The sequence below is a fragment of the Nakamurella lactea DSM 19367 genome (assembly GCF_000426645.1).
Taxonomy (GTDB): domain Bacteria; phylum Actinomycetota; class Actinomycetes; order Mycobacteriales; family Nakamurellaceae; genus Nakamurella; species Nakamurella lactea.
The window spans coordinates 128252-148576 of sequence record NZ_KE384551.1; the positions used below are offsets into that span (position 1 = coordinate 128252).

The window sequence follows — 20325 nt, forward strand, 5'->3', positions numbered from 1 at the left end:
AGCCTACGCGGTCGCCGCCGGGCGCGACGACAGCGTCTCGCCGTCCTGCAGCGGCAGCGGGCGTCGGTTGAGCACGGCCAACACGACCAGGGTGAGCATGCCCATCAGCACGTACGCGGTACCCAACCAGGAATGCAGGCCGGGCCGACTGGCCGGCTCACCCTCGTACTGCCAGGCGATCAGGATCGAGACGACGTAGCTGCAGGTCGCGGCCAGCCAGCCGGCCGCCAACAGCCAGGCCAGCGGCCGACGACGATGCGGTCCGAAGAACGCCCACAGCAGCAGCGGCAGCACCCACACCCAATGGTGCGACCAGGAGATCGGCGATACCAGCAGCCCGATGAACTGCACCGCCAGGAATGAGCCGGTCCGGTCCCCGGCCCGCAGCGACCACCAGGTCGCTGCCACCCCGATCACCACCGTCACCAGGGAGGCGATGACCCAGCCCGTGGACACGTCGTGGCCGGCGAGTCGGGCAAGCGTCCCACGCCAGGACTGATTGATCGCCGACCAGACCGGTCCGGTCCGGCCGGGATCGAGCATCAGCTCGGTGTAGAACCGGACGGTCTCGCTGGGAAGGAAGATCAACGCGATGACGACGGTCACCGCGAACGCGGCGAACGCGGCGATCACCGCGGTCCAGCGACGTTGCAGCAGGTAGTAGAGCCCGGTGATGGCCGGCACCAGCTTGATGCCGGCCGCGATGCCGACCGAGCCGCCGGCGAACCACTCCTTGGCCGACGCCGCGCCGGCCAGCAGCAGCGCCGCCAGGAACAGGTTGATCTGTCCGTAGTTGAAGGTGGTGCGCACCGGCTCCAGCCAGATCGCCAGCGCGGTGCCGGTGATGACGATTCCGCGGACGTTCTGCATCGGGTTGGGCGCGCCCTTCCCGGTTCGGCCGAGCAGCCGCAGGGTGGCGTGGATCATCAGCGCCACGGCGCCGAACGACGCGGCCTGCCACAGGATCCGCAGCAGAGTCCATGGCAGCCAGGAGATCAGCCCGAACAGCAGCGCGGAGAACGGCGGATAGGTGAACGGCAGGTGCAGCGGCTCGGAGAAGAAGTCGTAGAGGGTGCCGTCGAACAAGTGGTGGGCGCCGTCGACATAGACCTTCAGGTCGACCATCTTGAACGGGTCGGCGCCGGCCAGCGTGACCAGCACGTGGGCGACTGCGGTCAGCACCAGGAACACCCAGGGCGCCCAGGACGATGCCAGGTACCGCTTCAGCACGCGCACTCCTTCTCGGCCGTCCGCCGGTCGGGGTGATCACGGCGGGTCGAACAGCCAGAGCGTAGCGACACCGTGGCCCGATACGGTCGACGTCGTGACCCATTGCGACGATTCGGCGCGCGACGATTCGGCGTCCGCGGCACCGCAGACGGGATCGCCGGGGACGCGATCGCCAGGGACCCGGTCGCCGAGAACGGGATCGCCACGGACGGGATCCGCACAGACGGGATCGACGGGAAACCGATCGCCGGGGAAGCCGAGCCGGATCTGGTACGTCAGCTACGGCTCCAACATGTGCCGGGCGCGATTCACCCACTACCTGGCCGGTGGTCGGCCGGACGGCGCGCGGCGCAGCTACCCCGGCGCCAGGGACTCCACCGCACCGACGGACGACGCGGCCGTCGAGCTGCCCGGTCGGATCTACTTCGCGGGGCGGTCACGAACCTGGGGCGGCGGGATGGCCTTCTACGACCACGACGCGAACGGGCCCGCTCCCGCCCGCGCCTACCTGATCACCGTCGGACAGTTCGCCGACGTCGCGGCCCAGGAGATGCACCGGCTCCCGGATCCGGCGGATCCGATCGAGCAGGTGCTGATCGACGGCTTCGCCGGTGGCCGGCACTCCGCCGGTCCCGGTCGGTACGAGACGCTGATCGAGGTCGGCGCCCGCGACGGCCTGCCGATGTACACGTTCACCGCGCCGCACGGCTCGGCCGCAGTCCCGCACACTCCGCCAACCCGGCCGTATCTGGCGATGCTCGCCGTCGGGTTGCGCGAGTCACAAGGCTGGGATGACGAACGGATCGAGGACTACCTGCGGTCTGCCATCGGCTGACGGCTGAGGGCTGAGGGCTGAGGTCCTCCCCGCGTCGTCAACCGAGCAGTCGTCAACCGGTGGCGACCACGGTCAGACCGGCGATCACCGCGTAGGCCAACAGGCTCGTGCCCATCGCGGCCCCGACCTGCGCGCTGGTGGTGCGGGTGTCCGAACGAAGCCGACGATGAAGTCCGACCAGAATCACCAGCTCCAGGGCCCCGATCACGGCGATCGACGCATCGTCCAGCAGCCAGGCGAGCGGCAGGAAGTGCACCGCCACCACCAGGCCCACCCACCAGGCCATCCAGCGTTGCCGATGGGTCTTGGCCAGCCACGCGCACCCGCCGCCGGCCAGCAAGACCTCCGCGGCAACCAGAACGCCGAACCACTGGTATCGCCCCTGCAAGGCGCTCGGGGAGTCCCAGTTCGCCGCCGTCGCGACGCCGAATCCGATGGCGATTGCCGTACCGATCACCGAGCCGATGCCGAGCCAGATCCGCCATCTCGGTGGCGGATCCTCCTGTGCCCAGCCGAACCAGACCATCGTCATCAGCCCAAACCAGGCAACGGTGAAGACCGCGTCCCGTGAGAATTCGGTGAGCACGGATCACGACTCCCGAGTGGCGACGAAGACGAGCTCGCGCCTGGGGCGATCCGGCGCATCGCGGACCACGTCCACGGTGAATCCGTTGTCCCGCAGGGACTGTTCGATCTCCTGGCGGGTCCGGAACCGGAGCGTGGAGTCGGAGATGATCGTCGCACCGTCGGCGTGGAAGATGTTCGTCCAGCGGAAGCTGACCAGCTGGCCACTCACGTCCGTCAGGTCGCACCACGTCTCGACCGGGCCGACGCCGGGAACGTCCTTGGTCTCGTGGGTGTGCTCGCGGTCCCATTCCTGCCAGGCCCGGCGAGCCGGGTCGCGGACCTCGAACACCACCCGGCCCTGGGGTTTCAATGCGGCGCGGATGCCCTGCAGGGTGGCTGCCCAGCTCTCGTCGGTGACGAACACCTGCGCGACGTTGGCCGTCATCGTCGCCAGGTCGACCTGCAGCGACGGCAGGGTTGTCGCGTCACCATCGATCCAGCGGACCAGGTCGGCGCCCGGTTTGGTCCTGGCGACGTCCAGCGAGGCGCCGGCGGGGTCGACGCCGATCACCTCGACGCCCCGGGCAGCAAGCAGACAGGCGAAGGTGCCGGTGCCACAGCCGACGTCCAGCACGCTGCCGGCGCCGAACTCGTCAACCATGGCGGCGTAAGCGTCCAGATCGCTGCGGTCGGGGTCCATCGGGTCGTAGATCTCGGCCAGTCGACGGTCGCTGAAGATCGGATCGGGCACTGCAGCACTGTAGGCGAGCATGGTCGATAGCGGCGACCACAATCTTCGGGGTGCCCAGGGTTTCGACCTGGACGCGACCGGGCAGCGAATCTAGCGTTCCGATCGTGGCAACGATTCCGACCTTGGACGACCGTGTCGCCGAGGGCGAGGCGGTAGCGGTGGACGGTTGGGACTTCTCCCGGTTCCTGGCCTGTTCTTTGCCACCTCGGAACTGTTCCTGATCGAATGCCGCCGCCGATCCGCAGTCCTCAGCCGGAGGTCTTGGCCGTCAGGAGTTGGTCGTACGAACCAGGTGTCCGATCCCAGACGACTCGGCCGTCCACCACCCGGCCGGCAAGTCTGTCCCGATGCACGACGGTATGGTGCCGCCCGCAAATCAGAGCCGCATTGTCCAACGAGGTCGGGCCGCCATCGGCCCAATGTTTCAGGTGATGCGCATCCGTCCAATGCGCCGGCGTGTCACACCCGTCGAACGTGCAGTGCTGGTCCCGCAGCCACAGAGCCTTGATCTGTCCCACAGTGAAATACCGCTTCGCGGTCCCCACGTTCAGGATCTCGTCCCGATGATTGCGCAAGACCGGAATGATTGCCGCGTCGCACGCCAACTTCCGCACGGTCTCAGCAGCCAGCACCGTGCCCTGCGCCGCCGACCCGACAACACCGCCGGCGCCTCGACGGCCGGCCAGATCGGGCTCGCTGATCATGACGAACAGCGAAGCCTTCGCCTGGACCGGCAACCCTTCGGCAGCGGCTGCCGACCGGCGACACACCGCGACCAATGCCTCGCCCCGCCGCCGCCCGGCCGACCGCATGTCCGGCTCACCGTCCGGGCCCGGTTGCGGCCCGGCCAGCGGTCCGATCGCCGCCTCCAACACCGCCTTACCCTCGGCGTCGAGCTGCAGCCGGTAGTGGAACACACCGTCGACCTCCCGCGGCTGCGACAACTCCACATACCGGGCCTTGCCGTCCTGCTCCTCCTGGAAGATCCCGTCCCGTCCGTACTGCGTCAACAGCAGCTCCCGCAGGTCCCGCACCACTTGCGACCCACACGTCGCGCCGGCCTCGATCATCTGATCCAGCACCGCATCCCGTGCCCCCGGCTGCAATTCAGGGCAGAGCTTGTCGAATTCCTGCGCCACCGTGACTGCCACGTTCGGCGGCAGGTCAGCACCCCGGACCGCGTCGGCCAGCGCCGGCACATCCCGCCGCCGCACGATCGCCGCGGCCTTCGCGATCGAGGATGCCGCTCCCGCCTGACAGTGCCAGTCCTGATCCCGCACCCAACCGGCCGTCGACTTCGCGCGCGACTCCTCGATCGCGCCGCGATCGTCGGCCTCTGCGGTGGCCACCACCTGGCCCGCCACCGCCCAGGCCGCCAGGTTGCCCAATTCGCCGACCAGCTCGCCCAATTCGCCATTGGGAACTTGGTGGACGCTCGACGACAGTCCCTGCAGCAGAACAGTCACCGACGCAACAGCGGCACGAACCTCTGCCACCGTCGCCGTTTCCGCGCTGTCCGCCATGAAACAACCGTACGAACTTCCACCGACGATCGATTCAGTTGTCCACATCTAGGCGATGATCGGCACCACTGTGGATAACTCAGCCGCCACGGGTCGGACCCTGGAACGCTTGGGAACCATGGGAATTCGCTACTACGGTTTCGCACTGGCCGCCGACGACGTCAACAGTGCCCGCGCCGATCCGAACAGATTCGTTCATGCAGCGGAGCACGAGAGCATCCGTCATGGGTGGTCGGATGCCTGCCTGGACAAGGGCTGGTCCGTGCTGCAGGGTCTGTTCGGAGGACTCCGATGGACGATGGATGGACCCTCTACCAGGCCGGCAGCCCGGTTGGTCGCCGGGGACGTCTACTACACACCGGAGGGCACCTATCTGCCCCACTACGGGGTGCTGACGCCCGAGGAGATGACGGAAATCGCTGCCGACATCGAACTGGTGACGGCAGCCGACGTCGACAGTTACTTCGATGCAGAACGTCGCGACCGTCGCGGCGACATCCGGTATACCTGCGACCTCCTCCGGCAGGCACAGACCTTCTGCCGCGAGGTGGTGAGCCGCGGCCAGGGCGCGATCTATGCCATCACCTGAGCCGCAGGCGAGTGTTGTGGATGCGAGCCGCGATCGTGCGGCCGGACGGCAACGCATCGGCCGTATCGGCGGCGAAGCCCACAGCGATGACCATCCCCTGGAGCCGAACAGGGGTGAACCTCAACGGAAGTTGCTCAGCGGCTGCGTGACAGCCCCACCTCCGCGGCCAGCTGCTCGAGGAACTCCTCGGGCCCCAGGCCGCTGGCCTTGCTCTGCGCACCCGCGCGGTGCAGGGTCAATCGGCCGAGCCGATCGATCCGCACCATCGTGCTGGCCTGCCGCTCGACGGCCGGACCGTCGACGGCGTCCGCGTCCAGCACGACGCAATCGGTGCCGAACATTTCTACCGCGCGCGCCGCGGAGTCCGCCGGAGCTTCGCCGGAGACGTTCGCGCTGCTGCCGTACAACCGGGGAAACTCCTTCCACAGGCGGGCGGTTGGAGCCCAGCACCCGTTGAACGCCGCCAGATAGCCGTCCCGGACGGCCGGGGTGAACCAGCCGGGCGGCGGTCGGCCCGGGCGCATCGGCAGCAGCACGGTGAACCGCTGTTCCATCAGTCCCGCCGCCGCCGACAGCGCCGCAGCCGATAGCTCGATGCTGGACGCCACCGCCGACCACTGTGACTGCTCGTGCAGGGACACGCCAACGTTCTGCTCCAACGGGCGTCGCTTGATCGCGTTGAGAGCTCGCGCCGACGTCGCCACGATGCCGTAGGTCATCGGGGGCGGATTGGGCACCACGACGACAGCTCCCTCGGCCAACGCCTGGCAGGCACGGGCCAGCCCCGGCAGCTCAGGCCCGGGCATGTTGATGCCCTGCCACCGGCGACGGCCGGCCTTGCGGGCCCGGACGTGCTCGTCGACACATGATCCGCGCGCCACCCTCCGATCGCACACCACAACCGTAGGGTTGCCGCCACCGCGAAGGGAAAGTCTTTTTCGCCAACGTGTTCCGGTGCCGCGGCTGCTGAGCAGGACCCGGTCCGGCCTTGTCCTGACAAGGAAAAGGTGTGGCTCGCCGTCGAAGCCGGTGCTACCACTGGTCCCGGCTGCGGCCAGATCGCGGCGCCTCTGACCTGGAAGGTGACATGGGACCCTTGTCGAAGAAGAACCGGAGCGGACTCGCATTCGGTTGCTGTCTGGCAGTTATCGCCGCAATCGTGACACCCACCGCAGCTGCCGCTTCGTCGGGCAGCGCCTCCACCTCGGAAACCGGTGCCTCCGCTCCGCCACCCGCCGAGCGTCACGGCGGCTTGCAGGCCCTGTGCTTCGTGTCGTCAGACCGGCCCGATCGCGAACACACGATTCACCTGCCGGCGGAGGTAGCCAACCTGCTGGTCCGGATCACGCTGTCCTATCGCGGGCCGTGCGCCGACTACGGGCAGTCGGCGCCGCGCGGCAAGGGCACACTGACCGCGTATTCACAGTCGGAGCACGGCCGGCCCAGCGCAATCGGCCTGGTCTTCCCGGACCGTACACTGATCGGCTTGCCGACCGACCCGCCGAGCGACGGACAGTGGTGCTTCGACAAGAACGCCGATGGCACAACGGATCCGATGACGGAGTGCACCGACGGCTACGGCAGCACGTTGCAGTTGAGTGAGCATTTCAAGAGCTCGGTGGATACCCAGTTCACCTACCTGCTGATCAACTGGAACCCGATGGGTCACCCGCCGATGCACGTCTACGACTCCCCACATTTCGACATCCACTTCTATCTGAACGCGAATTCGGAGCGGCTGAAGATCCGCACCGGCCCGTGCGGCGAACTCGTCAATTGTGATGACTTCGAACTGGGCAAGGTGTTGCCGCCGGCCAAGTACAACCCGCCGAAGTACGAATTCACCGGCGCTGTCGCGCCGGGTATGGGCAACCATCTGATCAACACCGACGCGCCGGAGTTCCACGGACAACCGTTCACCCATTCCTGGATCCAGGGAACGTGGAACGGCAAGGTCACCTTCTACGAACCGATGGTCACCAAGGCCTGGTTCGCCGGACTGATCGACGGCACCCGCCCAAGTCGCTGTTTCCCGATTCCACCCGCGCAGGCGGTCCAAGCCGGCGGTTGGTACCCGACCAGATACTGCCTGCGGCACCGCGACAACCGGCACGAGATCACCGCGTCCCTCGAGGATTTCGACTACCGGCAGGCGGCCTGACCGCCGAGCGCCCGTCCACCCTGCAGGTAGCGGAATCCTGCCCGGAGCAGAACGGGACAACCGCGCCATCTGACCAACGTTCCGCTACCTGACCAACCATCCGCTACCTAACCACTGGGTGGCTCGAACCCGGCCGGCGGATCGTCATCCCCGACGTCAGCCCCGTTTCCCCCGGCGTCGACAGGGCCGTGCCAGGACCAGCGCGGCACCGGCAGGCCGTCCGGCACCCCCGCCGCGGAATCGGGGTGCGCGGCCATTGCCGTTGTGGCCCAGCGAAAGTAGTCCTTCAGCGCTGTCCGCAGCCGGACGTCGTCCGGGAACCCTGCGTCGTCAAGGGCCCGGGCGAAACAGAGCTGAGCCCGCTCGTCCATCTCTTGATGCTCGCCATTGCCCGAGTGCATCCGCACGACCCGGCTCTCGTCGCCCATCGAACGGGAGTAGGTCGGTGGGCCGCCCATTGCCTCGGCCCAATAGGCCGCCAGCCGTTCGACGTGCTGCGGGTGCTGTCCTGGGTGCGAGAACGCGTGGCTCACCACCGGGTCCTGCAGGCAGCGGCGATGCCAGGCCGCCGCCAGTGCCAGAAATGCCCGATCGCCGCCCGACGCCTCGAAAATGCTGGTCACCGGACCAGCGTGGCACGGCCCGGGCTCGCAGGTCCACGTCAATCCGGCCAACTGTCGACCCGGCAGCCCTCGGAAGCGGTATCGAAGAAATTCACTTGGTCTATTGGCCAGACGGTCAATATTATTGGCCGCATGGTCAATAACACCTCTCCGCGACCCAGCGCCACCCGGGCGCCGGGCCGACTCACCGTCGTCACCATGCTGGTCGCCGGTTACCTCGTCCTCACCGTCGCCACCCTGGCCGCACTTGCCATCCTCTCCGTCACCGCGCCGGAGCAGGCGACGTCCGAAGCCTGGGGACACGCGGTGATCGTCGCGCTGTTCGCAGCGCTGTTACTGATCCGGCTGCGCGCCGCGCGCCGCGGGTCGTCGCGCGCGCTGACCGCGGTCGGCCTCATCGCAGGCATCCTGGTCGTGGCGAATCTGGTCGAGGCGGCCCTCCCCCACTCGTTTCCGGGCTGGATGCGCGTTCAGATGGTCGTGGTTGCGGTCCTGATGGCGGGCACAGGGTTCGCGGTGCGCCGTATCCGACATACCCGGTGAGCCGCCTTGCCGGAACCGGCACCACTGCGACACAGTGAGTCGATGAGTTCCGCGGCGAAACCGTCATCCCCACGGGCATCACCGCCAGATCCGCCGGACCCGCCGGATTCGCCGAATCCGCCCGACCCGACCGGGTCGAAAGGAGCGGGCCGGCGGCGTCGGCTGAGCGAACAGGAACGCCGGTCCCAGATCATCAGCGCGACCGTGGCCACCGTCGCCGATCTCGGGTACAACGGGGCGAGTCTGGAGCGGATCGCTGCTACCGCCGAACTGTCGAAAGGGCTGCTGTCGCACTACTTCGGCGACAAAGAAACCCTGATGACGCAGACCGCACGGATCACCCTGGACGCCGTACGGAACGGCATCGCGGCGACCCTGGACCTGTCGGTCCCGGTTCCCGACGTGATCCGTCAGTCGATCCACCGGGTCGCTGCCGTGCACACCACGTACCGTGCCGAACTGACCGCCCTGGATCAGATCATCACCCACCTCCGCGATGCGGACGGGCATCCGATCCTCGGACTCGGCGACTACGAGTCGACCTACCTCGAACAGGAAAAGCTGTTCCGACGCGGTCAGCAGGAGGGATCACTGCGCGCCTTCGACACCAGGGTGATGGCCGTGACCTACCAGGGCGCGCTGGACGCCATGCTCGGCTACCTCCGCCAGCACCCGGAGATCGATCCGGACACGTACGCACACGTCGTCGCGGACCTGATCATCGCCGCAGTGCAGAGCCGGCCCGACAGCTAGCAACGGTCGGCGGCTCGCTATCGCTGCCCGGTGAGAACAACGCGCCGCCCCGGCGTCGACGCCTGCCAGGCACGCGCGATCTCGGCGAGCGGAAACTCGGCGACCTCGACCCTCACCGTGCCGTCGGCGAAGCGCTGCAGGTATCCAGGGATCTCCGCCATGATGTCGTCGATACGGCTCGACCCGGCACCCGAGCCGCGGATGGTGATCGCCGTGCTGCGCAGCAATTCTGCCGGCAGCGCCGCCGAAGACCCGGCGGCCTGCCCGATCTCGACATAGTCGATCGTCCCGGCCCGCTGGTCCAGGCTCGTCCCGGTGAGCGCCGCGAAGGTCGCCTCCGCCGGCTCGCCCCAGAGGAAATCCAGGACCAGGGAAGGGATGTGCTCGGCGAACCCGGCGCGAAGAGCTTCGGCATCGACGGCCACCTCGCCGGTCAACGTCACCGGGCTGACGGCGCCCCGGTCGCCGGCCACCTCGGCCAGCGCGGCGGCGTCCCGAGCCACCGCGATGACGTGCTCGGCGCCGCACGCCGCGGCGTTCTGCACGGCGAGTCGCCCGGCGACCCCGGTCGCCCCCAGTATGACGACGGTGCCGAGTTCGTCCCGTGAGGCCAGGGCCGATCGCAACGGGAGCCAGGACGACATCCCCGGGTTGAGACCGGCCGCGATCTGCTTCGGATCGGCACCAGCCGGCAGCGGCAGCACCATTGGCACGCTGATCCGCTCGGCGAAGGTCCCGTACGGATGCTCGGCGAACCCGGTGTACACCAGCCGCTCCTGGGCGTCCCTGGCCACTGCATCGACGCCCGGGATCATCGGCCACGACCTGTCGCTGCCGTAGTGATCGCCGTCGGCCAGCGATCGAACGACCGGATGCAGCCCGGCGGCGACCATCGTCACGTCCTGCCGTCCGGCCGAGTTCGGCGGATCTGGGAAGTTCACGAACGACGGGACCGCTCCCGACTCGGTGAGCACTGCGGCACGCATGACGTCTCCTTAACGTTGTTCAATAGCTTCCAGGACAGGATGCCTTAACATCGTTAAGGATGCAACGGGTCTTATCGCGATCGACGGACACAGATGACCGAAGGAGTGCCATGGCGAAGGGGCTGACCCTGGAACTGATCGTGGGCGCCGGGCTCGAACTGCTCGACGAGGTCGGCCTCGACGGACTCACCACGCGTGCCCTCGCCGCCCGCCTGGGGGTCAAGGCTCCCGCGCTGTATTGGCATGTCGCGAACAAGCAAACGCTGGTCGACGAGATGGCGACCGAGTTGTGGCGCGAAATCCAGGCGGCGTTGCCCGAAGTCGATCCCGATACACGGTGGCGGGACTACCTGCTCACCTTCGCGACCACGGTTCGCGGCACCTTGTTGCGGCACCGGGACGGCGCCAGGTTGTTCAGCGGGACGTATCTGACGGATGCCGGGGTGCTGCAGGCCCAGGAGGCGCCGCTGGCATTGCTGGTGGCATCGGGCATGAGCCTGCCGCAGGCGGTCGAGGTAGCCATGGTCCTGTACTCCTTCACCATCGGCGCCACGATCGAGGAGCAGGCGGTGGCCGCGGCCGTCGACGATCGCTACACGCTGGCCCGGCGCGAGCAGCGGCTGGATCCGGCGCGATTCCCCCTGATCACTGAGGCCGGCCGGATGGCCTTTCCGGAGCCGGGCGTCCTGTTCGCCGGCACCGCGCGCCGACTCATCGCCGCCTTCGACAACTGGCCGGCCGGGGCGTAGGCGCGCGTTGGACCGCGGTTCGACGCGGGATAGGTTCCGCGCCAACGGATAAGACTGATCAGGAGCTGGTGGTCCAGGTGATGACCGCCTCGCCGCCGCCCGGCGCAGTTCCGTAGCCGACCGTCGGGGAGGTGACCTGGACGGCGTACATACTGGTGCCCGCCCCTGCGCCGCCGCCGGCGCCGGAACCGCCGTGGCCGCCCGCCCCGCCGAGCGCGCCGCCGCCACCCCCGCCGCCCGGGCCGTCGTCTCCGCCGCTACCCACTCCACCGATGCCGCCCGTCCCGCCGATCTCGGCGCCGGCGGTGCCGCCGTCACCGTGTCCGGCTCCGTTGCCGTCGTTGCCGTTGTGGGCCGGCACCCCGGCGCTGCCACCGTCGCCGCCCTTGCCGCTGAACGGGCTGTTCCCCCCGGTGCCGCCACCGCCGCCGCCACCGGCCACCGCAGTCTGCGCCCCGTTGACCGTCAGCAGTGTCGCGCCACCACCCCCGCCGCCGCCAAAGGCCGCCCCGCTGTTGGGATTCGTGCCGCCCGCCCCGCCCGAGGGCTGACCCCACCCGCCATGGTTGTTCTGCGGGTTCGTGCCGTAGTGGCCGCCCTGCCCGCCGACCGCGATCGTCACGGTCGAATCCGGGGTCACCGCGATCGTGCCGCTGACGACCGCGCCGTAACCACCCCGCCCGCCGCTGAACGCACCCTGTGCACCGGAGTCACCGCTGCCTCCGGAGCCACCGATGAGGGTGAACGACATCGACGTAGCGTTGCTGGGTACCGGCACCGTTTCGGTAGCGCCGGTGAAACCGTAGGTGATCGGCACGTCCTGCGACAGACGGGCCGGCGACGAGCTGACCGGCGACGAGCTGACCGGCGACGAGCTGACCGGCGACGAGCTGACCGGCGACGAGCTGCCCGGCGACGAGCTGCCCGGGGATGAGGCGATCCGCGCCACCATCGAAGGGGCGTGGCCCACCGAACGGGTCGGCCTCGCGTTGTCGGAGCCGCAGGCGGAAGCGACGAGAAGTACGGTGGCGCAGGCGCCGGCCCCGAGGGTGGTGCGCCAACGTGCAGACAATGAGATGTGTGACATCGGGTTTCTTCTTTCCGGTATTCCAAAGGTGGGAGTCGGCGCGGGCTGTTGACCACGACGGGGCCGTCCGCGGACCGAGAATCGTTGCGGTGCAGGAAGTATGGGTGAGCGGTTCAGGCTGTGGTGTACCAGGTGATGACCGCCTCACCGTTGCCGAGGCCGGTGCCGTAGGCGGCCGTCGGCGAGGTGACCTGCAGGGCGGTCATGCAGGTTCCGGATCCGCCCCCACCGGCTGAGTTGTGCACGGCGGAGCCTCCCGCACCGCCCGCCAGGCCTCCGCCCCCGCCGCCTCCGGGGCTGTCGAGCTTTCCGCCGGAGCCACCGACCGCGCCGACCCCACCGACCTCAGTTCCGGCGTGCCCCCCTTTCCCAGGGGATGGGCCATTGCCCGTGTTGCCGTTGTGGGCGGGCACCCCAGAGGCGCCGCCGTCGCCGCCGTGGTAGCCGGCGAATCCGACGCCGCCGCCACCGCCGCCGCCGGCGACGGCGATGAGTGCGCCGTCGACGGTCAGGCTGGTCGCGCCACCGCCACCGCCGGCACCGAAGCCCCCTTCCGCGGTGTTGAGACCCCCGACTCCGCCGGGGAACTGGCCCCAGCCGCCGTGGTTGTTCTCCGGGTTGGTGCCGTAGTGGCCGCCCTGCCCGCCGACTGCGATGGCCACGGTGGTACCTGGGTTGACGGCAACGGTGCCGGTGAGCACCGCGCCGTACCCACCCCGACCGGCATCGCCGCCGCTAGCGTTGCCACCGGAACCGCCGGCCAGGCTGAACTGCAGTGAGGTGGCGTCAGCCGGGACCTGCACGGATACGGTCGCGCCGGTGAAGCCGTACGTCACCGGCGCATCCGCCGCCGGCGCGACCGGCGACGACGCGACCGGCGACGACGCGACCGACGACGACGAGACTGACGACGACGAGACTGACGACGACGAGACTGACGACGACGAGGCTGACGACGAGGCTGACGAAGACGCGACTGGCAACGGTCCAGTGGGTGTCGAGCCGACGGGCGACAACCCGCCGGACAGCGACGCGGCGACGGGCGCCGCCGCCGCATTCTGTTCAGGGCTGGCGGCGCCGCAGGCCGCGGTGACGGCAAGCAGCGCACCGCACGCTATGAGCGCCAAGGTGTTTCGCCGGCGGTGGCGCGGGACGACACGGTTCATTGCGGCGGTGCAAACGGCGGCTACAGCGGTGGCGCCGCGCCGCATGCCGCGCCGAATGCCGCTCCGAATGCCGCACGGCATGCTGGGCGGCGCCACCCGTCCGTCGTGCTCCGGCCAGTCGGCGGCGCCCGTCGGCGAGCGGAAGATCTGCTGACATTCCTTGAGGTAGTTCATCTTTGACTCCGGGGACGGAGGAGGGTGCGCACCTGGAGGGCACCACTCCTGGTCTGCTTCGGCGGTGGTCTCCGCCGACACGTTGAATGGAACACGCGCCGCAGCCCGGAGTACCTGGGGAAAGCCCCTAGTTCTTGACGCCTAGTGGTGCGCGTCGAACCCGTGGGGCGATCAGGCGTCGGCGGTGAAGTCCGTCTTCACCAACTGACTTCACCAACTGAACAGTGGAATCACGCCAACGACCGCAGCTCACGTCGTGACCGGATGCCGAGCTTGCCGAAGACGTTTCCCAGGTGGTACTCGACGGCCTTGTCGGTGACGTACAACTGAGCGGCGACCTCGCGATTCGTCAGCCCCTTCGCGACCAGCGCGACGACATCCTGTTCTCGTTCGGTGAGCGCAGCGAAGGGCCGTCCCGCGGACACGTCGATCCGCAGCCCGGCCCGTCCGAGGTCGGCGGCTACCCGCTCGGCGTAGGGCGTTGCCCCGGCACCATCGAGGATGGCGAGTGCGCTGCGGAGCTCGTCGGTGCCTTCCCGGCGGTTGCCGCGGGCCAGCTGCAGTCGACCGAGTCGGTGCCGGAGATCCGCTCGGTCGAGCAACGGCAGGTCTTCGGTCGCGTGATCCAAAGCCGATCGGTACAGGTTGACCGCTTCATCGGCGGCGTCCGTGCCGGCGTCGGCCCGGGCAGCCAGCAGTTGCGCGCGCAAACCCAACACCGACGCCGTGAGGTCCAGCTCGCGCCGCAAGGCGGCGTCGGCGAAGATCTCCAGCCGGCGCTCCGCCGCCGCGAGGTCCCCGATGTCAATGGTGGCGGACACGATCTGGCCGAACCACGTCATGGTCGTCGCCATCGGTAGCCGGGAGCTCACCGCGGCGTCACCTCCCGCCAGCAGCGGAGCGTATGCCGCGAGTACCCCGGCGGCGTCGCCGTGAGCTCTGGCCAGGTTCGCCGCGGCATTGCGGGCGGTGAATGCTGCCTCCGCGATCCGGCTGCGGGTCGCCGCCGCGGTCGCATATCCGAGGTGGGTCGCGGCTTCTTGCCACCGGCCGCGGACCGCCATCAGGGTCGCGAGCACGGCGTTGGCCTGCGCCCGCATCCAGACCAGCCCGCGGTCGGAGACCAGCGCGAGCGCCAACCGCGCGTGGATCAGACCCTCGTCCCAGTCGCCGGTCAGTGCGAGCACCTGGGCCAGCTGCAGGTGAGCACGCGGAAGCTCCTCGGCCCGCGCACCCGCACGGACCAGCTGGATCGCAGCGCGAAGGTCTGCGGCGGCCGCAACGTTGCGTCGTGCGTAGTACTTGAGGGTGCCGCGCAGGATCAGCAGGTCCACCTCCGATGCCGGCGTCTCCTCGGGCGGCTGCGGCAACCTGGGGTGCAACCACCCGAGGGCGGCGTTGCCGCCGCGTTGCCACATCACCCCTGTCGCGCCCGCGATCCAGGCCATCTGCTCGAGTTCGGGAGCCAGATCCTGCTGTTCCAAGGCGCTCCGGGTGAGGGCCACTGCCGCGGGTCCGTCGTCGGTGACGGCATGCGCACGGGCCAGCCGGACTTGCGCCTCCACCGACTCCCCGCGGAACTCGGGGTCGGTGCAGGCAGCGGCCTCGGACAGGTGCGCGACAGCGGCGGCCGCGTCGCCGGCCTCCCAGTCCAGGATGCCCAACACCAGGCTCCGGGCCGGGCCGGGAGTCGAGTGCACGACCCGCTCGCGGAGTCCGGCGGCGTGTAATTGCTGGCTGTCGTCCACCAACAGGCGCACCGCGTCCAGCAGGTGCCGGTCCGAGGCGACCGGTGACGCACACACCCTGGCGGCCCAGAGCAGATCCCGGGCGGCGAGTCCCCGGGAGCCGGCGGTGCGATGACGCTCCGCGTCCCTCGTCAGGTCCTCGGCCAACTCGTCGTCGGCCCGATCGGTCGCGGCGACCCGATGCGGCAGCCCCGCAACCGGACCGAGCTCCTGGGCCGCCGCCAGGTTGAGCTGTTGGAGACGCAAGGGGGACAGGTCGTCGACGATGGCCGCCCGCAACAGCGGGTGGGCGAAGGCGATCACCGTCGAACCCTGGGACCCGGATGCGGCGGTGGTGACGCGGGTGACGAGCCCGGTGGGCAGCAGCGCATCCAATGCCGCGGTCGGTGCGGCGAGGCCGGCAACTCGCCCGACCAGCGTCAGATCCGACGGGCGGCCCAGTACGGCCAGCGCCAGCGCAAGCTCAACAGCATCCGGCTCGGCGGCCACAAGTCGGGCCGCCGTCGTCGCGGCCAGCGAACGCGGGGCGGGCAGGTCCCCCTCCGGGGCCGTGAGCTGTTCGGGACCCAGCTCGGTGAGCAGGGTCTTGACGTACAGAGCGTGTCCGGCGGTGTGGGCGTGCAGGCGCCGGGCGGCAGCGGGGGTGAGAGCGACCCCGGATCGGGCGGCCAACTCGCCGACCTCGGTCGGCGTCAACGCGCCGACCTGGATCAGGTTCGTGCGTCGCGCATCGAGCCGGATCCGGTCCCAGCCGTCCGGTGGGCCCTGCGGCCTGCTGGTGATGAGCAGCAGTATGCGGTCGGTGACCAGCCGGCGCGCCATCATCAACAGTGCCTCCCGCGAGGCGGGGTCGGCCCAGTGCAGGTCCTCCAGCACGACCGCCAGCGGCGCGTCCGGGCGCTGCGCACCGAGATCGCCCAGGGCGGCCAGCAGTTGGATCGCGGCGCTCATCGTGGTCTCGGCGTTGACCGGGGCCAGCTGCCCCGCCAGTGAGTACGGCAGGTCGGCGGAGAACTCGTCCGCCTCGGCCCGAATGACGCCGAACTCCGCCGGCAGCCGGTCCAGTGCCCGCTCCAGCAGGGAAGACTTCCCGGCACCGGCCGCGCCCTCGATCCAGACCAGTGACGATCGCCCGGTCGCTACCTGAGCGCCCGCGGCGTCGATCCGTGCGAGCTCGGTCGTGCGTCCGACGAACTCACCGGTTGAGGGATTCATGGGCTTCCCCGGAATTTCCTGGCGTTCACCGCCTGCTCGTAGGAAGAATATCCCGCGCGTCGGCGGGCATCCTGGCGGCCGGGCGCAGCCGGCGAGACACCGAGAGCAAAGACTGGGGAGTTTCCCCAGGGCGCGCCGGCCGACGGCCGGGCACTGTCGGTGGTGTGGAAATCACCGTGACCATCGCCCCCGGACCGGACGGACGGCTGACCGGGGTCGCTCGATCGAGCGAGCCGGGCAGGCAGGCACTGCCGTTCTCCGGCAATCTCGAACTTCTGGCCGCGCTGGAGCGAATCTGCGCCGCCGCCCGGCAGGACTTCACACCCCGTCCGATCCCGGTTCCATCGTCACCGATCAGGAGCATTGAAATGAACGACCCAGCCCGCATCTACTTCAAGGACGCCAGCTACGACGGGCAGTTCGCCCGGACCCTGAGCGCCGCGGTGGACGGCAGCGCCGATCTCGGCGAGGCGTTCACCGCGGCGCGTACGGTGCGCACCTGCTCCGGTCCGGCCTGGTGGCAAGCCTGGTCGGCGGCGGCCGGCCGCGCCGACGGCGTCGCGGCCGCGGCCCGCGCGGCCGGCGACCTGGTCACCGCCAGGGACGCCCATTTCCGGGCCAGCGAATATCACCGCCAGTCCTACTACTTCCTGCGCAGCGATCTGCAGGACGAACGGCTGCGCAGCGGGTACGCGGCCCAGGTCTCGGCCTTCCGATCCGCCGTCGAGCTCCTGCCATATCCTGCGTCAGCCATCCAGATTCCTTATCAGGAAACGCATCTGAACGGGTACTGGCATACTCCCGACGGCAGCGGGGCGGCCCGCCCGACCATGGTGATCCCGGCCGGCTACGACTCCAGCGCGGAGAGCATGTTCGGGGTTCCGGACCCTATCGAGCGCGGGTTCAACGTGCTGACCTACGAAGGACCGGGCCAGGGTGGCGCGCTGTACGAGCAGGGTCTGTACTTTTTCCCCGAGACAGACGCCGTCGTGACGCCAGTGATCGACTGGCTGTTCACCCGGCCGGAGGTGGATCCATCGAAGGTCGTGCTGGTCGGGCGATCCTTCGGCGGGTACATCGCCGCCAGGGCGGCCGCGTTCGAGCACCGGATCGCCGCGCTCGTACTGGATCCGGCGCAGCCCCGGATGGCGGACCGGATTCCGGACGGCCTCGTCGGCAGGATCGCCCCGCACCTGGTCAACGTCCAGATGAAGATGTCGGCCAATCGAGCGGAGTTCTTCGGCAGCCGGATGGCCACGCATGGCCTGCACACCATCGCCGACTACTTCGCGGAACTGCGCCGCTACGACATGCTGCCCGTCGCCGACCGCATCACCTGTCCGACCCTGTTGGTGGATGCGGAGAACGACTTCGCCGGCGGCGGTTCGGGTCTGCTGCGGGACGCGATGACCTCCGCACCCACCACCCTTGTCGCGCTCACCGCGGCGCAAGGCGCGGACGGGCACTGCGCAGGCATCGGGCAGCGCGTGTGGGCCGCGACGGTCTACCCGTGGCTGCTGGCCACCATCGGCGCAGCGGACCGCCACATCACCTGCGTCAGCCGGCCGTGATCGCCCGCAGCTGGTCGAGCGACTCGCGCATCACCTGGGCCAGGTCCCGGTCCGCCGGCTCGGTGACCCAACGCTCGAATGCGACCCGGAACACCGCGATCCCCGTCTCGGCCGCCAGACTCGCCTGCGGGTCGGATACGCCGCGGCGGCGCAGTCCGTCCGAGAGCGCTCGGGACAGCGACGCCATCTTGATCAACTCGCGCTCCTGCAACTCGGCGTTCGCGACGATCACCGACTGTCGGCGCGCCGAGTGCTCGCGGTCGGTCAGCACCCGGCCGACAGCGTCCAGCGCTGCCCGCACCGCTGTCATCGCCGATGCCGATTCCGGCGCGCCCTCGAGAGCGGCAATCATGGTGTCCTGCAACACTTCCGAGCCGGCGAACAGCACCTCGCGCTTGTCGGCGAAGTAGCGGAAGAAGGTCCGCGCGGTCACCCCGGCCCGCTCGCCGATCTCGGCCACCGTCGTCTGCTCGAACCCCTGCTCCAGGTAGAGCTCCAAGGCCGCCTCGCGCAATCGCCCGCCGGCGCCCGGCTCCCATCTACCCATGGGTCGATCGTACGTGATGTCAGTCGCTGACATCAGCTGCTACAGTGATGTCGTCAAGTGACATCACGTCCTGACACCCGCGGAGCACCTCGGCGACGCGGTACGGACTCTGGAGGATTCCATGCGCATCTTCGTCACCGGCGCGTCCGGCTGGATCGGCTCCGCCGTCATCCCCGAGCTTCTCGACGCCGGTCATCAGGTCCTGGGCCTCGCCCGTTCCGACACCTCGGCGGCCGCCGTCGCCGCCCTCGGGGCCGAGGTTCACCGCGGTGGTCTGGACGACCTGGACAGCCTGCGGTCCGGTGCGGCGGGCGCCGACGGCATCGTGCATCTCGGCTACCACCACGACTTCTCCCAGATGGAGCTGGCCGCGCAGTGGGATCGACAGGCGATCGAGGTGTTCGGTAACGCCCTGCAGGGCAGCGGCGGTCCGCTGGTCGTCGCCTCCGGCGTCGCCGGGATGACGCCCGGACGGCCTGCCACCGAACAGGATCGGCCCGACCCGGACCAGCACCCCCGGATCGCGAACGCCAACGCCGCGCTGGAACTGGCCGACCGTGGCGTGCGGTCTGCCGTCGTCCGGTTCGCGCCGACCGTGCACGGTCCGGGCGACCACGGCTTCGTCGCCGTCCTGGTCGCGATCGCCAGGGAGAGAGGGGTTTCCGGGTACATCGGCGACGGTTCCGGCCGCTGGCCGGCGGTCCATCGACTCGACGCCGCCAACCTGGTCCGGCGGATTGTCGTTGACGCCCCGGCCGGCTCGGTGTGGCATGCGATCGCCGAGGAGGGCGTGCCGACCCGCGAGATCGCCGAGGCGATCGGCCGCGGACTCGACCTGCCGACCGCCTCGGTTCCGGCCGACCAGGCGGCGGAGCACTTCGGCTGGCTCGGTCAGTTCTTCGGCATGGATTCGCCGGCCACCAGCGAATTCACCCGCCGGACGCTCGGCTGGCAGCCGACCCACCCGGCGCTCATCGACGACCTGAACTCCGGGGCGTACTTCGACGTGCCGAGTCACGGCGCCGAGTCGGCGACCGGCTGACCCGACCCGGCCGCTCGGAACAAGTCAGCCGCGACGGCCCGGATCAGGTCGGCCGGTTCAGTTCAGACAGAGGCAGAACGGGTGCCCCGCCGGGTCGAGGAACACCCGGAACGAGGTGCCCGGCTGGTGCTCGTGCTTGGTCGCCCCGAGCTTGAGCACCGCTGCCTCGCCGGCGTCGAGGTCGTCGACCACCACGTCGAGATGCATCTGTTGCGGCACCTGCTGGCCCGGCCACTGTGGCGGCGAGTAGTTCTCCACCGGCTGGAAGGACAGGCACTGCCCGTAGTCGGATTGGACGTTGATCCAGCCGTCCGACGGCTCCACCTTCCAGTCGAGCAGTGCCGCGTAGAAGTTGGCAAGGGCGTTGGCGTCGGGACAGTCGATCACGATGCTGGGAAAGCGTGCGATAGCCATGACGGGCACAGTAGCCACGGTTCCGGACGATCTGCATCCTCATGACGGAGC

22 protein-coding genes are annotated in these 20325 nt (G+C 69.4%); 10 read left to right on the forward strand and 12 right to left on the reverse strand.

The window, feature by feature from the left end; all coding sequences use genetic code 11:
* Positions 1-3: 3 nt before the first annotated feature.
* On the reverse strand, positions 4-1230 hold the full coding sequence (locus K340_RS33465) for a mannosyltransferase (protein ID WP_161632192.1): 1227 nt from the start codon (positions 1228-1230) through the stop codon (positions 4-6).
* Positions 1231-1522: 292 nt separating this feature from the next.
* On the opposite strand from K340_RS33465, the gene K340_RS0125795 reads away from it, so the two are divergent.
* A complete protein-coding gene (locus tag K340_RS0125795; protein WP_211229642.1) occupies positions 1523-2065 on the forward strand; it encodes a hypothetical protein in 543 nt (180 codons plus the stop codon).
* Positions 2066-2117: 52 nt separating this feature from the next.
* Here K340_RS0125795 and K340_RS0125800 read toward each other — a convergent pair whose 3' ends face one another.
* The 3 genes from K340_RS0125800 to K340_RS34865 all read right to left on the reverse strand — a co-directional run bounded on the left by K340_RS0125800 (position 2118) and on the right by K340_RS34865 (position 4906).
* Complete coding sequence (locus tag K340_RS0125800; RefSeq protein ID WP_029138809.1) at positions 2118-2651, reverse strand: hypothetical protein; 534 nt, start codon at positions 2649-2651, stop codon at positions 2118-2120.
* Positions 2652-2654: 3 nt separating this feature from the next.
* Complete coding sequence (locus K340_RS0125805; RefSeq protein ID WP_029138810.1) at positions 2655-3383, reverse strand: class I SAM-dependent DNA methyltransferase; 729 nt, start codon at positions 3381-3383, stop codon at positions 2655-2657.
* Between the two features lie 248 nt (positions 3384-3631).
* Entirely contained in the window at positions 3632-4906 is a 1275-nt protein-coding gene (locus K340_RS34865) for an HNH endonuclease signature motif containing protein (protein ID WP_029138811.1), read from the reverse strand.
* Between the two features lie 118 nt (positions 4907-5024).
* Between K340_RS34865 and K340_RS0125815 the strand changes: the two genes are divergently transcribed.
* Positions 5025-5495, forward strand: a complete 471-nt coding sequence (locus K340_RS0125815; protein WP_161632193.1) for a DUF1877 family protein — start codon at positions 5025-5027, stop codon at positions 5493-5495.
* Positions 5496-5629: 134 nt separating this feature from the next.
* Here K340_RS0125815 and K340_RS0125825 read toward each other — a convergent pair whose 3' ends face one another.
* Positions 5630-6376 carry a Sua5/YciO/YrdC/YwlC family protein gene (locus K340_RS0125825; protein WP_029138813.1) on the reverse strand — a complete coding sequence of 249 codons (747 nt, stop codon included), beginning with the start codon at positions 6374-6376 and terminating at the stop codon, positions 5630-5632.
* Positions 6377-6654: 278 nt separating this feature from the next.
* On the opposite strand from K340_RS0125825, the gene K340_RS34870 reads away from it, so the two are divergent.
* Positions 6655-7656, forward strand: a complete 1002-nt coding sequence (locus K340_RS34870; protein ID WP_084615028.1) for a hypothetical protein — start codon at positions 6655-6657, stop codon at positions 7654-7656.
* Between the two features lie 107 nt (positions 7657-7763).
* Here the strand turns inward: K340_RS34870 and K340_RS33480 are convergent, their stop codons facing one another.
* On the reverse strand, positions 7764-8279 hold the full coding sequence (locus K340_RS33480) for a group II truncated hemoglobin (protein ID WP_084615031.1): 516 nt from the start codon (positions 8277-8279) through the stop codon (positions 7764-7766).
* Between the two features lie 132 nt (positions 8280-8411).
* On the opposite strand from K340_RS33480, the gene K340_RS34875 reads away from it, so the two are divergent.
* Both K340_RS34875 and K340_RS0125845 read left to right on the forward strand, forming a co-directional pair.
* Positions 8412-8822 carry a hypothetical protein gene (locus tag K340_RS34875; RefSeq protein WP_051267680.1) on the forward strand — a complete coding sequence of 137 codons (411 nt, stop codon included), beginning with the start codon at positions 8412-8414 and terminating at the stop codon, positions 8820-8822.
* Between the two features lie 42 nt (positions 8823-8864).
* Positions 8865-9575 carry a TetR/AcrR family transcriptional regulator gene (locus K340_RS0125845; RefSeq protein WP_029138814.1) on the forward strand — a complete coding sequence of 237 codons (711 nt, stop codon included), beginning with the start codon at positions 8865-8867 and terminating at the stop codon, positions 9573-9575.
* A 17-nt stretch (positions 9576-9592) separates the two neighbouring features.
* Here the strand turns inward: K340_RS0125845 and K340_RS0125850 are convergent, their stop codons facing one another.
* Positions 9593-10561, reverse strand: coding sequence for a zinc-binding alcohol dehydrogenase family protein (locus K340_RS0125850; protein ID WP_029138815.1), 969 nt, complete (start codon positions 10559-10561; stop codon positions 9593-9595).
* Between the two features lie 110 nt (positions 10562-10671).
* Between K340_RS0125850 and K340_RS33490 the strand changes: the two genes are divergently transcribed.
* Positions 10672-11310 carry a TetR/AcrR family transcriptional regulator C-terminal domain-containing protein gene (locus tag K340_RS33490; protein WP_051267681.1) on the forward strand — a complete coding sequence of 213 codons (639 nt, stop codon included), beginning with the start codon at positions 10672-10674 and terminating at the stop codon, positions 11308-11310.
* Positions 11311-11368: 58 nt separating this feature from the next.
* Here the strand turns inward: K340_RS33490 and K340_RS36820 are convergent, their stop codons facing one another.
* Positions 11369-12061, reverse strand: a complete 693-nt coding sequence (locus K340_RS36820) for a hypothetical protein (protein WP_051267682.1) — start codon at positions 12059-12061, stop codon at positions 11369-11371.
* 55 nt (positions 12062-12116) lie between these two features.
* Between K340_RS36820 and K340_RS36495 the strand changes: the two genes are divergently transcribed.
* Positions 12117-12449 carry a hypothetical protein gene (locus K340_RS36495; protein WP_029138816.1) on the forward strand — a complete coding sequence of 111 codons (333 nt, stop codon included), beginning with the start codon at positions 12117-12119 and terminating at the stop codon, positions 12447-12449.
* Positions 12450-12510: 61 nt separating this feature from the next.
* On the opposite strand, the gene K340_RS36175 is transcribed toward K340_RS36495, so the two are convergent.
* Positions 12511-13233, reverse strand: a complete 723-nt coding sequence (locus K340_RS36175) for a glycine-rich protein (RefSeq protein WP_051267683.1) — start codon at positions 13231-13233, stop codon at positions 12511-12513.
* Here K340_RS36175 and K340_RS36500 point away from each other — a divergent pair.
* Complete coding sequence (locus K340_RS36500; RefSeq protein ID WP_029138817.1) at positions 13217-13717, forward strand: hypothetical protein; 501 nt, start codon at positions 13217-13219, stop codon at positions 13715-13717. The genes K340_RS36175 and K340_RS36500 overlap by 17 nt on opposite strands.
* A gap of 250 nt (positions 13718-13967) precedes the next feature.
* On the opposite strand, the gene K340_RS0125880 is transcribed toward K340_RS36500, so the two are convergent.
* Positions 13968-16700, reverse strand: a complete 2733-nt coding sequence (locus tag K340_RS0125880) for a helix-turn-helix transcriptional regulator (protein ID WP_029138818.1) — start codon at positions 16698-16700, stop codon at positions 13968-13970.
* A gap of 164 nt (positions 16701-16864) precedes the next feature.
* On the opposite strand from K340_RS0125880, the gene K340_RS0125885 reads away from it, so the two are divergent.
* Positions 16865-18271: an alpha/beta hydrolase family protein gene (locus tag K340_RS0125885; RefSeq protein ID WP_051267684.1), complete on the forward strand. Its 1407-nt coding sequence runs from the start codon at positions 16865-16867 to the stop codon at positions 18269-18271.
* On the opposite strand, the gene K340_RS0125890 is transcribed toward K340_RS0125885, so the two are convergent.
* On the reverse strand, positions 18258-18818 hold the full coding sequence (locus K340_RS0125890; RefSeq protein ID WP_029138820.1) for a TetR family transcriptional regulator: 561 nt from the start codon (positions 18816-18818) through the stop codon (positions 18258-18260). The two genes, K340_RS0125885 and K340_RS0125890, sit on opposite strands and share 14 nt — an antisense overlap.
* Before the next feature lie 121 nt (positions 18819-18939).
* On the opposite strand from K340_RS0125890, the gene K340_RS33505 reads away from it, so the two are divergent.
* A complete protein-coding gene (locus tag K340_RS33505; RefSeq protein WP_037366887.1) occupies positions 18940-19860 on the forward strand; it encodes an SDR family oxidoreductase in 921 nt (306 codons plus the stop codon).
* Positions 19861-19917: 57 nt separating this feature from the next.
* Here K340_RS33505 and K340_RS0125900 read toward each other — a convergent pair whose 3' ends face one another.
* Positions 19918-20274 (reverse strand): VOC family protein, encoded by a 357-nt coding sequence (locus tag K340_RS0125900; RefSeq protein ID WP_029138821.1) that lies wholly within the window; start codon positions 20272-20274, stop codon positions 19918-19920.
* Between the last annotated feature and the right edge of the window lie 51 nt (positions 20275-20325).